The organism is Legionella sp. 16cNR16C (assembly GCF_021297775.1).
GTDB classification, from domain to species: domain Bacteria; phylum Pseudomonadota; class Gammaproteobacteria; order Legionellales; family Legionellaceae; genus Legionella_C; species Legionella_C quinlivanii_A.
In genome coordinates, this window is record NZ_JAJTMX010000002.1 from 1102189 (window position 1) to 1115235 (window position 13047).

A 13047-nucleotide genomic window follows, 5' to 3' on the forward strand; every position below is an offset into this window, starting at 1 on the left:
CCTGGTGAGCTTCAATGAACTGCTACAAGCACATGAAAATGTATACCTCCTATCTCAAGGGTTGTTATCAGCACATTTTTGACAAAACAGTAATCTGCAATTGGGGCTATTTGTATTTTGATTTACAGGGACGCTATTTACAGATTATTTCAGACAATACCTTAATTGACGTGTTCCTGGAAAATGAATTATATGCTGAACAAATTATCGATAATCTTTCCAATAATTACGGCAATTATTATTCCTGCGATGTTTTGCAGGACTCACTTCTTCCTAATGTGATTAAAGAAGTGCTGGTGGATAATAAGTATCGGTATTTTTTTGATATCGCGAATAAGCAGCCTGATTACACTGAAATATATACCTTCGCTGCACATTGCGACCCGCTCCAGGGCGGCAATTTCGCGCTGAATAACCTGGATATGTTAAAGCTAATCAGCCAGGATTTAGGCAGGCGTTGCCGTAAATTGTTAACTAATGAGAACACATTAGTATTGCCCGCAGATTTTATTGTGCAGATGAATGAAGTCTTTGTGCTGCATAAAAGAGCCCATACAAACTGTTTACAGAACGCTGTTTTAGAAGTGAAACAATCGGATAAACGATTGCAGTCAATGGTTAATGATGAAGCTTTTGATTTTAATTTATTACCATTTAATTTTATCGCCAATAAGGAATTAACTTATAAAGAAAGAGAGTTAATCTATCTTTATTATTTTGGTTTCAATTTTCAGAGAATGGCCGATATTCTCGACATTTCAAAACGCACGGTTGACAAGCATTTTGAAAACATCAAAAGAAAGCTTAATTGCGAAAGCACGGGTCATATTATTCCCCATTTGCTGAGAACCAATATGGCTATCAATGATTTTATACAAAAAGGGTATCCTTAACCGATCTTGATTGAATGTATATTTGCGATGGTCGCTTCGATTAATAAAACACATTTCTGTATAAAATATTAACACAAACGAGTCGGTTTATGAGATAATAGTCCCATTCGATTGTCGTCAAAAATGTGGAGTTTTTTATGCCTTGGGTAATGCCTGAAAATATGAACCAGGAAGAGCAAATTTGTGTCCAGTTAATCACCGCTGCTATTACTAATTATAAAATTGGTGAAAATTTGATCGTCCCTTTGTTTGCAGAACACGAGTCAAAGGAAAACATGGACTCCTTGGAAAGAGGAAAACTGATAACAAAGGTAATGAGAAGGATTATTGCTCATGATCAACTTAATCAACTTACAATCCCCAGGATTCATTGTGAGGTAGATGGGGAAAATGGAACTTTTTCAATGGAGGGACAGACTGTAATTGCTTTGCTGCTGAGAGATGCTTTATTGGAGAGGCAGAAATTAATCGTTACTGCTGATAACTTCCTTTTGCATTTAGCGACAGCACTTAATCAATATCGCCAGCAAGGGCTGCTGGGCGATTTGGAAGTCAGTGCTATTTCTGATGAGCAAACTGCAGAACTGATCTCTATGTTTTCAGAAAACAAAGAGAAAAAATCCAGAATTGCTGAGGCTTTGGTCAGTATTGGCTACACGAATGCCTTGATCTTCACTAAGTTGCTAAATTTGACGATGACGTTGATGCGTCACGAAGAGGATATGCGATTCTATGAGTCATTAGTTATTGTGCCTTCCCGTTATAAATTAAAAATCAGGGAGGAGCATATTTCGGTGCTCGAAAAAATTTTGCAAGATAATGATATTGAGTTTGTAATGGCTGCAAATACTGCCGAATCCTCCCGTGTAGAGATACATATTCTATCGCCGCTTGCTCAGATTAAACAGCTGATTGCTGATTTGTCAGAGAATATTAAAGACAAAAAGAACGGCCGAAAGCAATGGTTTAACAGCGGTTCTGATGCCAAGGCAGCAGCCTTAAATCGAATCAATGAGTGGTTAGAAAGCAGAGATCATTTAAATGATTCTGAAACTAGCGTCATTTTGTCCCTGGTTAAATCCGTATGCGAAACAAAAAGAAATTCCATGGGTTTGTATTCACCTCATAGCCTCAATGAATTCAATCAGTTTATAAGCGCGCGCGGCTGGAAAATGCCGGAAACCAGCTTCAATGCGAAAGAATTGGCAGGAATAAGCAGTTCTGAAAAAGTCGGTGAGTTTGTACAAAGTACTATCGCTCGTGGTGAGAACCTGGCTACCAGGGGTTACTAGGATATCAAATTGACTCTCGCTGACCGCGACTTGTTCCTTAGGGATCTACAACTCCCCACTACGTCCACTGCCATTAAGTTAAGGAAACATTGTAGTTTGGCCCTTGGCCCACACAAAGGGGTTGAACCACTCCAGAACTCAATGTTGTGCCAAGGGCACAACCTACATGCAATTGCAGAATTTCCTTAACTTAATGGCAATGCCCACTACGCCCTGCGGCATGTCCGCAGGGTCCAGTGCACAAGCCGAGGGAGGTATAGGCTAAGAGCTGACTGTGTTGTCAGAAATGTGTAGATACCTATTGCTTATTTATCAACCTGGTAACCCGGAAGGGGCATAGCTTGCATTAGGAACAGGATTGCCGGCATGAGGACTAGTACGCACATCACTCTCTTTTTGCGCAAAAATGGACAAGGTCGGGAGAATGGCATTGGACATCTGCTGATTTTGCGAGCGTACTTCCTGTGCTGATTCATCAGGCGTTTCTATTTTCAGAGCTGTTTTTTCTGCTGACGCAATTACTTTTATCAGCTCTTCTGAAGGAGTATAGGCATTAGGGTTCATTGCCGAACCATTATATGAATAAACTGCAGCAAATTTCTTGGTACTAATCACAGTGTCAATCACCTTAACCATAGAGTCGACACTGTCCGCTACTGTAAGACGAGCATTTGAGCCGCCCATATCTGTCTTCGCCCAACCAGGATAAATTGCGAAGGCGCCAGGTGCCTGCGCCAGTTGTTCAGGCTCTTTACAGGCATCGGCCCATTTTTTAACCATCGCTTTGCAGCGGCTATAAATCATACTCTGACCCCCAGCTTTTGACATAGCATGCGCGTCAATACCTACAGTTTTTGAACCAAGGCCATGAGGCGTGGTTAAATAGACGATGCAGGCATTTTCATTTTGCAATTTATCTTCTAACCCCAGGATCAGCCGCAATGGTCCATCCTCATGCACCTTCCTGGAAAGTTCCAATTCTTGCCAGAATGTGGCTGGATCCAGAGGTTTTGGCTCTAACTTAAGGACATCATTATTTCCGGTTGTTCCGGCATTCAATATCAATAAATCAATTTTTTCTTCGGACTCATGAACCTTTTTGGTAAATGCGTCAATTTGCGTTGTATCAGCCAAATCCAGTGGCAATAAAATTAGCTTATCGCCATAGCGCTCCTGTTGTTTTCTTAAATTAAGCAGGTTACTAGTCGCTCGATAGGTGGCAATTACTTTGCAATCTAAAGCTAAATACTTTTCCACAAAACCTAAACCAATACCGCGGGTTGCACCCACAACCACCACTGTTTCCGGTTTATTTTTCATTTTAACCCCCTACATTATTGTTATTTATCATTAAATGGTTTAACCAGTCTTTTGTTTCGTCAGGAACATTGTCATCACTTAAAAACTGTTCATAGACCCTTTGCTTATGCTCAAAATTATTCCCGCAGCGTTCATCGATTAATTCATTCCAGCGCGATAAAAAATCCTTTTCAGGAATTTCCCCAAAGGTTTTAATCAGTTCATAAAAAGTGGCCTGCCAGTAAGCGCTGATGCTTTTTTGCATCCAGTTCACAATTTCAGAAGTCAGACCTCTTTCTTTTAGTCCTAATCCATTGGCAAATCCTTTTTCAAATTGTTTAGTCCGCAAATGAGCATATTTCTTTCCATATAACTGGTTGATATTCTTCATGCATTCTTCGCCCAAACGAATACCAATTTCGGAAGAGGGATCACAATGTAAATTTCTGCCCACTTCATGGATTAAAAAAGATAGTTTTTTCTCAAAAAAAGCGCGTTGTTTCGATTCATCTGTTTCTCGTTTAAAAGCCGCATAATCTCTTAATTCTTCAGGGCTAAAAATGTCTTTAACCCATGAGTGCTCGAGTTTGACTGTCATCTGATACACCTCAATAAGCTCAAGCAATGTTTTCCAGGGGATTGGCTGGCTCTTATTCATCGCTGAGGTAATATTCCTCAAGGCTTTAGCACCTTCCAGCAACGCATGCGCCTTTTTTTCCAATACCTGTGCCTGGCTAGCAAAGTGTTGCAGGGCATCACCCTCATCCTCGAGCAATTCTTTAATATGTGACAGCTCAAATCCGAAAAATTTCAAGGCAATGATTTGCTGAAGTTTTAATAAATCTTTTTCTGTATAAACACGATAGCCATTAACAAGACGTAACGAAGGTTTTAACAAATCAATGCGATCATAATGATGCAGTGTCTGTACAGAAACGCCCGTTAATTGACTTAAATTTTTAACCAGCCATTCAGCCATTGTTCTTATCTCCTGCCTGTTGATGAACAAGATAAAGCCTATAGTTACTATAGGGTCAAGCTTTTTCATTGGGAAAGAGATTTAATAGAAATGCAGATTTTTTTTTCTTAAATAAAAGAGTCTTCATCGACTGTGTCATGCCATGTCATCTCGAACGCAGTGAGAGATCTCCGAATGCTGGCACAAACCAAGATTGGGAGATCTCTCACTGCGTTCGAGATGACGGCGTGCATGTAAGAGTGTTGATAAAACCGGTGCGAACAGCCCTCACAATCCGTAAATACTCGGCGCGAGCAAAGCGCTTTGATTATGGCGAACCCATTGTTGAGGAGACCTTAGCTGGAGGCTCCATTTTAAATTATTTTGGATTGCTGAGACAAGCAGGGAAATATGGATCAAGCTAAGTACCTGATTTTAAATGGTGGGCCGTATAGGGATCGAACCTATGACACAGAGGTTAAGAGCCTCCTGCTCTACCAGCTGAGCTAACGGCCCCACAATTACAAAGCATACCTTTTTAAATAAAAAATTCAAGCGCTTTGTGGCGAGGTTAGAACTCTTATTTATAAAATTGCTCAAAAGGCTTACAATACCCTATTTGTTCGATTAATTTTGCGAGTGGGTGAAGGCGCAGATATGTTAAATATGAATCTTTTTTTTAAGACTTTTTTGAGTGAAGACTCCTATGCTCGCTCCAAAGGGTATCGAAACAATCGGAAAAATGTCTGGCTTATGCTGGAAGACTCACTTGAAAAAGAGCCTGAGGGTTTGCAATTATTCACTCTGATGAACCACTGCGATGAGGCAATTTTAGATCTGCTGACTGACTACCCCGAATGGCTGAAATTTTTTAAACCCTGGCAGTTAGAGTATTTATATCATGGTTTGCAACGCTTTATCCTGAAGGCAAAAGAGTCTGACGACTACTCTAAAAAAATTCCTGGCGCGATAGTAGCACTCATTCAGTATGATGAAACCAGTGTTTTGCGGATTTTTGACAAATATTTTCATTGGTTGCATCAATTGGAAATTAAAGCCCTTGAATCAATTCATGCTTTCATGAGCAAAAACAATTTTTCAGAGCAGTCGAAAAGAAAGGTTCAGCGTTATTTGCAAGACCGAAAGGATATTCAGCAGGCGGTAAGCGAGCTGCTGGATGGGAATTCGCAATCTATGCCTCTTTTGAGAAAAAAATGGCAGGTGAGTTATTTATACCGCTCGCTGGAACAGATAGCAAAAAGCGAGGATCCTGACTGCGACTCAAAAATGATTAAAGCAATTAATGGACTGCTGCGCTATGATCGAAGCGTTATGCTCACTATACTGACTAAATATCCTCTTTGGCTTAATTTTTTGAACACCAATGCTCTCAGTGATGGTCATCAGTATCTGCTTGAGAATGATTTTCCAAAAGAAAGTGGCCGTCAGTTTTGCCGCTATTTACTGGATCGGCTAAAAACACATGAGCTGGTCCATAAGCCTGAGTTCGCCGATGTGAAAGAGTTTGAACCGGACACACCACCGGGTATAAGCCCATGCTAGAAAACATAGAAGTAATGCTGCAAGGTCTTAAATCCAGACTGCCTGAGCTAGCCTGGAATCTGAGCAAGCCGGGTGTGCAGATATCCTGGCAAAGTTTGCCGCCGGGGATTTTTCACTATCAGTTTGAGCCCAAAGCCGACAATTTCATTGCCGAGATTAAAAGGGATATCGAGAGGCTGGCCATACAAGCCAATTCGCAGGCTGCCAATTATCTTGCAGAGCGTATCCATCAGAAAATTAATATTCTGGTCAGATTATGCCAGTGTAAGGCGTCTGTTAAAAAAACAGAAGACACGGCCAGCTTTATGCTGCAGGCTCTAAGCACTCGCCAGCAATGGCTGGCTTCTCTTGAAGAACAAATTCAATCATTCACTGAGCAGCGAGATGCCCTGGCGGCAAGATTATCTGCGCTTGGTGAAAGGAAAGAGCAGCAACTGGTGCTGATGGCTGAATTGGGTGCAGCAGAAAAGCGATTAACCGAGGCGCGGGAAACCTACGCCAAGGCAATTAATCAGCATTTTTAGTGTTAGCTCAGATTGAGGCGATTGCTTCAGACATCATGGTTTGCGTATCCACTGATTCCTGGCAGGCCTGAAGCGTGTTTGGAAGGCAGGTTTTCAGTATGCAGGCAGCTCTTAGCTGCTGCTGGAAACGACAATAGATATTGCATTTTTGAGCATCATAGTTCTGATCAATTTTCTCTTTAATGATTACTCTTGCTTGATCATTGCTAAACACTAGTTGCATTAAGGTTCTAAAAGCTCCTTCATAGGCAGCCAATGTTCTCGGATACGTTTGGAGATTTTTAAATAAATCATCAATGAAGCGCGATAATTCATTTTCGTTCGCGGGTGTAGCAATGTCGGCTATTTTCTTTTGATGAGTTTGCTCCATAAGAGTATTCATAAAATTATGCAGATCATAGATTCTGTAATATTTCTCATTAATGGACCCTTGATGCTCAGGAGAGTTTCTTTTCACAAAGTCATCTGCGACCTGGTTTTTAATTTGAGCGACCAAATTATCGCTGGCTTGTTCCAGAAATCGGCTAAGGATTTCTTTTATAAAGGATAAGGGTTCGATTTGTACGCATTTTACAATCTGATTAAATGCTTTAAGGCGTTGTTCATCACTCATGCATTCAAGAAAAGCCAGGAGTGGAAAAAGCTGATCGTTAAGATCTAAAGTGGGTTGATTTTTTCTAAAATCTCCCAGGTACATGGGTAAAATTTCCTCTATATCCTCGACTTTAAGATGGGCTGCAGACACGAAATAGTAATTCGTAATCAACCCTGATGGATTCTCAGCCCTCACTCGCATAGCCTGTAAGAACTCTAACACTTTTCTGGTGGGGTAGAAATCTGCGAAACCTGGAATAAAAGAGTCCTGATCCATAGACGCGACCGTGTTTTTGAACTCTTCGGGAAGTGTATTGGATAAAATAGCCATTAACCATCCAGCACGCATTTTATAGCGAGGACTGGTGGACGAATTGCTTAGTGAGTTCTTTAAAATCTCATAGAATTTACTGCAATTTGCATTGGTTAATCTTGAAGGATTTTGAATCCAGAGAAACAGTAATTTTTCCTGCAATGAGCGAGCAATGGTATTATGACGTGTAAATAAAGAATAAATGGCTTGTTCCTGGGGCGATTCGCTTTGTAATAATGTTGTATAAAGGCTCGTTGAATCTACATTGTCAAATGGATTTGAAGAAGTGAATTTAAGAAGCCGAATGGCTTTTTTTACGAGTAACATTAGCAACCTTAGTTGTTTAAAAAGGATTCATTCTAGCTTAATTATTTTTAGTTGTAAAAAAACCAGAATTTATGATATGAAATCAGGCAAGAAGTTTTGCAATTTCTTCCGCTGAAAGCGCTTGGTTAAAATAAAAACCCTGGCCTTCATCACAACCTAACTCTTTAAGAAATTGCAATTGCTCCGGGTTTTGTATTCCCTCTGCTAAAACGCGCATTTTTAACCCGTGACTCATGGCAATAATGGCCTCCACGATGGAATTATTGTTCGGATCGAAGGGACATTTTTCAACAAAGGATTGGTCAATTTTAATCTTTGCGACAGGGAAATCGCGCAAATAGCTTAAGCTGGAATAACCGGTTCCAAAATCGTCAATGCAAAGTTGAACGCCGCGGTTTTTTAGTACATTCAAGAGATTAATATGCTGCTGCTGTTTGTCCATAATCACGCTTTCGGTTAATTCAATTTCAATATAATGGGGTGGAAGCGCGCTTTCTTCGAGGCAACGCTCGATGCAGGCAACAAAGTCATCCCTTAATAATTGAATTCCGGAAACGTTAATGGCCATGCGAATGGGGTTTAATCCCTGGTCTTGCCAGGTTTTATTCTGGGTGCAGGCCGTTTTAAAAATCCATTCCCCGAGCGGTATGATGATACCGGAGTCTTCAGCTATGGTGATGAATTCATGAGGTAAAATAATCCCTTTCGTGGGGTGTTGCCAGCGCAGCAAGGCCTCAACGCCAACAACCTGCCCTCTGCTTAACTGAATTATCGGCTGGTAGAGAAGGAAAAACTCTTTTTTCACCAGGGCAGTTCGCAATTCCATCTGTAATTGGAGACTTTGCCGGGCCTGATTGCGAATGGATTCGTCATATAACTGGTAGTTATTACGGCCCATGTTTTTAGCCTGGTACATGGCCATTTCGGCATTGGTCAGTAACGTGACAACCTCGGTACCGTCCTTGGGGTACAGGCTTACACCAAGACTCGCCGTGACGACAATTTCATGAGGATGAATATAAACCGATTTAGTCATTACCGACAAAATTCGTTTACAGAGCATCGCAGCATGCCGATAGTTTTTGATCGCATATAAAACAACAAATTTATCGCCGCCAAAACGTGCCAGAGTATCACTTTCCCGAGTAGCGAGCTTAAGACGCTGGGTAATCTGCTGCAGCAGCTCATCGCCAATTTCATGGCCAAGATTGTCATTGATTAGTTTAAAATTATCGATATCTAAAAAAATAAGCAGCAGTTTATTATGATTCCGTTTGGCAAAATGAATGCCATGAATAATGCGATCATAGAGCAGTTTGCGATTGGGAAGGCCAGTCAGCTGATCATGATTGGCCTGAAAAGCGAGCTGTAATTCCATTTGCTTGCGCTGGCTGATGTCGCGAAAACTCCACACGCGTCCGGCAACTGTATTCCCCAGCCGGTGTGGCTTTGAGTTCCATTCAAGAATATGGCCATTGCGCAAAGCAAATTCGTCAGCATATTCCCTTTCCGGATCAATGCTCAGTTTTTCTAATATTTTTCGAAATGCTTCCGGATTTTTAAGCTCGTGCAAAAGCGTTGGGAAAAACTCCTGAATGCTGATTCGAGGTTGACTGGTGAAGGCTACCTGCCACAGGTCGAGAAACCTCTGATTGTAATAATCGAGTTTTCCTGCACGATTTACTACAATAATGCCGTCAGCAGTGGACTCCAGTGTAGAGCGGGTGAGGGCAAGGTTCTGCTCCAGCTCGCGGGTTCGCAGGGCTACTTTTTTTTCAAGTAACTGATTGATGCTGTCAAGATTAATATTTTTATAAGCCAGAGAAAGTGCATTAGTTAAATATTGATTGGCATAGAGACTACTCGCTAAGGCAACCAGTGCGTATATGATAGCGCAATAGGCAATCAGAACATGAATTTCGCTTTGCATAAAAAGCCATATTATTAAAGGAAGCGCAGTGGGTAATAGAAACAAAGCATAAATACTAATCAATGGAGAAAGAAATGGAACGGCTCCGGCGAGCAGACCGAAAATAAGAATGATGGCAAATGCCTGATGCAGAATACTGTCCGCAGGTATCAGCAACACGCTGGCCAGGCCCCATCCTGAGCCTGACAGAAAACAGAACAAAGCGAATTGTAATAACCATATCCGATAGGAGAGTGCCTGTGGTTTAAATCGAAAGGCGAGGTATAAGGTTAACCCTGACAGGGTTACGATAATCATATAAACCAGCCAGATTTTCATACTGAACAGATGTTGGCCATAGGATGAGATGCCTGAGGCAAACACAATATACGCAAAGGCTTCTGCTAAAATAGCAACAGGGAGCTGCTTGTATAAAAGATGGATCTTATCCTTCAATATCGATTGGCTGACTCCCTGTTGATCGCTGAAGTTGAACTCTTTCAGATGGGAGAGATCATTAATCATGGGAGTCATTTCCCCGAGGCAGAAGATAATGATGAGCCTGTTTTCGGTGATGTATTAATAATCCTTGAGGTTTCAACATTTCCATATCCTTCCAGGGGAACCCTAAAGCGAAAGTAGTGACTCTTCTATTAAATTTAGGGTGTATTCACGCATAGATCAATCTTTTCTCTTGTTTCGCGGATACTGTTTATGATTTAGCTTTCCAGGTTGCTAACAGTAAACCTGAAGCGGTAATCAACACACTGCGCAGCTATCGGTTGTGCAGAGAAACTTAGTGATAAAAAACAGACGCTTGTATTACCTGAAACAGGCAATTCAACTATACTTTTAACATTGACAATCAGGGAACGTGATCTATGAATAGGGAAATTGCGATAATCGGTCTGGGATATGTGGGCTTAAGTCTTGCGACGGCTTTAAGTAAAACATACAAGGTCTATGGTTATGATATTTCCGAAAGCCGAATTCAGGAACTAAAAAATGGCTTTGACAAAAACAATCTGGTAAATGAGGTAGAGTTGCAAGAGAGTCCGGTTTTTTTTACCAGCAATACGCATGAAATTCGTACCGCCAATTTCTTTATTGTTACTGTTCCAACCCCTGCCTTTTTTTACGAGCTGCCTAATCTTGAACCGGTGATTAATGCGACCAAAGCGGTAGGCAGTATTTTGAAGAAAGGCGATATTGTTGTTTATGAATCGACTGTCTATCCCGGCACTACCGAGGAAGTATGCCAGCCGCTACTTGAAGAGATGAGCGGTCTTCGTTGCGGTATTGATTTCAATATCGGTTACTCACCTGAACGGATTAGCCCTCACGATCCGCATTATAATTTAAAAAACATTATTAAGGTGATTTCTGCGCAGAATCAGGAAACCTTAAAACAGATAGAAGACGTTTATAAACACTGCTGTGATACCTTATATCCTGTTTCCAGCATCAAAACTGGCGAAGCGGTGAAGATTCTCGAAAATACCCAGCGCGACATTAATATCGCCTGCATGAATGAATTCGCACAAATCATGCATGGACTTGATTTAAATGTTCATGAAATTTTACAGGCCGCTAAAACCAAATGGAGTTTTGTGCCTTTCAAACCTGGATTTGTCGGTGGTCATTGTATTGCTGTGGATCCCTTATATCTGGCATTCAAGGCAAAGCGGATTGGCGTTCCGCATGACCTGATTTTAACGGCGCGAAAAGTGAATGACGGAATGCCTTATTTCGTTATCAGTCAATTAGTCCAGGCTTTGATCAAGTATGATATTCCGGTGAAACATTGCCCGGTGGGTGTTTTTGGGATTACCTATAAAGAAAATGCGGCAGATATCAGAAGCAGCCTGGCATTGAAATTTATCAAAGAACTAAAACTGGCAGGGTTTCAGTGTCAGGTGCACGATCCTTTTGCCGACAGGGACTATGTTGAGAAAAAATATGATATCCATCTGGTGGATTATGAGGAAGTTAATACCATCTCTGCGGCGATTGTGGTCGTAGGGCATGACTATTATCGGCAGAAAGGTTTGCAGTCCTTAGTGATGAAATGCGAGCGCCCGGCGGTTATTATGGATATTCCCAATTTGTTTGCTGAGGAAAAACTGGATGAACCCGGGGTGTTTTACTGGGGGCTTTAATTCGCTACACTGGTTGTGCAATCCTAATGCAGGTGATTGCTGCAATCAAGTGTATTAACGCTATTCGTAATAACAAGGACTAGTATGGCGATTCTAATTACTGGCGGCGCTGGATTCATCGGTTCAAATCTGGCTGAGTTATATTTGAATTTAAATGAGGAAGTGATTGTAGTAGATGATTTGAGTACCGGTAAACTACGCAATATAGAGCCCTTTCTTTCCAATAAAAACTTCAAATTTTATCATTCCAACCTGTTGGAAATACCCCTGGATCCCATCGTGCAGAAGTGCGAAGTTATTTTTCATCTGGCTGCCATTGTGGGTATGTTTAATGTTCTGCAAAGACCGATTGCGACCCTTGAGGTGAATATGCAGTCCACTGAGCGCTTACTGATGGCGGTCTCACGCCTGCAGGAAAAACCAACCGTACTATTAGCCTCAAGCTCTGAGGTTTATGGTTCAAAACCCACTGCTATGAAAGAGACAGATCCTTTGCATGTTGAGGCCAGTGGAAAAGCCCATGCCAGTTATCCTGTTTCCAAGCTCTGTAATGAGGTGGCAGGAATGGCTTATTATCATGAAATGCAGGTGCCGGTCACCGTTATGCGGATTTTTAATACCGTAGGCCGTCGGCAATCATCCCGCTATGGGATGGTATTACCCCGTTTTATTAAGCAGGCGACCCATGGTGAGCCAATCACAGTTTTTGGGGATGGCAGTCAGACACGCTCTTTCTGCGATGTCAGAGATACTTGCCAGATCATGCGCGAATTAAGCCTCAGTAATAAAGCAGTGGGTGAAGTGGTCAATGTCGGCAGCGATCACGATATCAGCATTATTGAGCTTGCCAATCTGGTAAAACATCTGGCCGAATCAAACTCTGAAATCCAGTTTCAAAGCCTGGAAGAAACCTACGGCGACGGTTACATCAACATCCAAAATCGCAAGCCTGAATTAAGCAAATTACGTTCTTTAATTAGCTATCGACATCATTGGTCATTGGAAAAGACAATCACTGAAATGCTTGAACATGTGGTTTGCTGAATTTGAGTATAAATTTGGCTGCGGGAGTTAAAAGAAGATTCCTCTCCCAGGTTAGCCAAGGGTGAGGGTTGATTTGAAACCCCTCTCTCTAACTCTCTCCCCTGAGTGGAGAGAGGATTATAGGGCGAAGCTCATGAAGTTAACGCCTTCGCAGAGGTGACAGTTTAAAAGT

10 protein-coding genes and 1 tRNA gene are annotated in these 13047 nt (G+C 41.6%); 6 read left to right on the forward strand and 5 right to left on the reverse strand.

Annotation, left to right across the window (positions count from 1 at the left end):
• Nucleotides 1-14: 14 nt before the first annotated feature.
• Both LXA66_RS08770 and LXA66_RS08775 read left to right on the forward strand, forming a co-directional pair.
• Nucleotides 15-893 (forward strand): helix-turn-helix transcriptional regulator, encoded by an 879-nt coding sequence (locus LXA66_RS08770; RefSeq protein ID WP_233012828.1) that lies wholly within the window; start codon nucleotides 15-17, stop codon nucleotides 891-893.
• Nucleotides 894-1030: 137 nt separating this feature from the next.
• On the forward strand, nucleotides 1031-2185 hold the full coding sequence (locus LXA66_RS08775; RefSeq protein WP_233012830.1) for a hypothetical protein: 1155 nt from the start codon (nucleotides 1031-1033) through the stop codon (nucleotides 2183-2185).
• Between the two features lie 312 nt (nucleotides 2186-2497).
• On the opposite strand, the gene LXA66_RS08780 is transcribed toward LXA66_RS08775, so the two are convergent.
• The 3 genes from LXA66_RS08780 to LXA66_RS08790 form a co-directional block, all read right to left on the reverse strand.
• Nucleotides 2498-3505, reverse strand: a complete 1008-nt coding sequence (locus LXA66_RS08780) for an SDR family NAD(P)-dependent oxidoreductase (protein WP_233012831.1) — start codon at nucleotides 3503-3505, stop codon at nucleotides 2498-2500.
• 1 nt (nucleotide 3506) lies between these two features.
• A complete protein-coding gene (locus tag LXA66_RS08785) occupies nucleotides 3507-4463 on the reverse strand; it encodes a MerR family transcriptional regulator (RefSeq protein ID WP_233012832.1) in 957 nt (318 codons plus the stop codon).
• Nucleotides 4464-4882: 419 nt separating this feature from the next.
• Nucleotides 4883-4958 (reverse strand) — tRNA-Lys (locus LXA66_RS08790).
• 141 nt (nucleotides 4959-5099) lie between these two features.
• Here LXA66_RS08790 and LXA66_RS08795 point away from each other — a divergent pair.
• Together LXA66_RS08795 and LXA66_RS08800 are read left to right on the forward strand one after the other, a co-directional pair.
• Complete coding sequence (locus LXA66_RS08795) at nucleotides 5100-6005, forward strand: hypothetical protein (RefSeq protein ID WP_233012833.1); 906 nt, start codon at nucleotides 5100-5102, stop codon at nucleotides 6003-6005.
• Nucleotides 5999-6529 carry a hypothetical protein gene (locus LXA66_RS08800; protein WP_233012834.1) on the forward strand — a complete coding sequence of 177 codons (531 nt, stop codon included), beginning with the start codon at nucleotides 5999-6001 and terminating at the stop codon, nucleotides 6527-6529. The genes LXA66_RS08795 and LXA66_RS08800 overlap by 7 nt, the downstream gene beginning before the upstream one ends.
• 7 nt (nucleotides 6530-6536) lie before the next feature.
• Here the strand turns inward: LXA66_RS08800 and LXA66_RS08805 are convergent, their stop codons facing one another.
• Nucleotides 6537-7763 carry a hypothetical protein gene (locus LXA66_RS08805; protein ID WP_233012835.1) on the reverse strand — a complete coding sequence of 409 codons (1227 nt, stop codon included), beginning with the start codon at nucleotides 7761-7763 and terminating at the stop codon, nucleotides 6537-6539.
• An 82-nt stretch (nucleotides 7764-7845) separates the two neighbouring features.
• Nucleotides 7846-10197 carry a bifunctional diguanylate cyclase/phosphodiesterase gene (locus LXA66_RS08810; RefSeq protein WP_233012836.1) on the reverse strand — a complete coding sequence of 784 codons (2352 nt, stop codon included), beginning with the start codon at nucleotides 10195-10197 and terminating at the stop codon, nucleotides 7846-7848.
• A 356-nt stretch (nucleotides 10198-10553) separates the two neighbouring features.
• Here LXA66_RS08810 and LXA66_RS08815 point away from each other — a divergent pair, with 356 nt between their 5' ends.
• Both LXA66_RS08815 and LXA66_RS08820 read left to right on the forward strand, forming a co-directional pair.
• On the forward strand, nucleotides 10554-11831 hold the full coding sequence (locus LXA66_RS08815; protein WP_233012837.1) for a nucleotide sugar dehydrogenase: 1278 nt from the start codon (nucleotides 10554-10556) through the stop codon (nucleotides 11829-11831).
• Nucleotides 11832-11915: 84 nt separating this feature from the next.
• Nucleotides 11916-12875, forward strand: coding sequence for an NAD-dependent epimerase/dehydratase family protein (locus tag LXA66_RS08820; RefSeq protein WP_233012838.1), 960 nt, complete (start codon nucleotides 11916-11918; stop codon nucleotides 12873-12875).
• The last annotated feature ends 172 nt before the right edge of the window (nucleotides 12876-13047 follow it).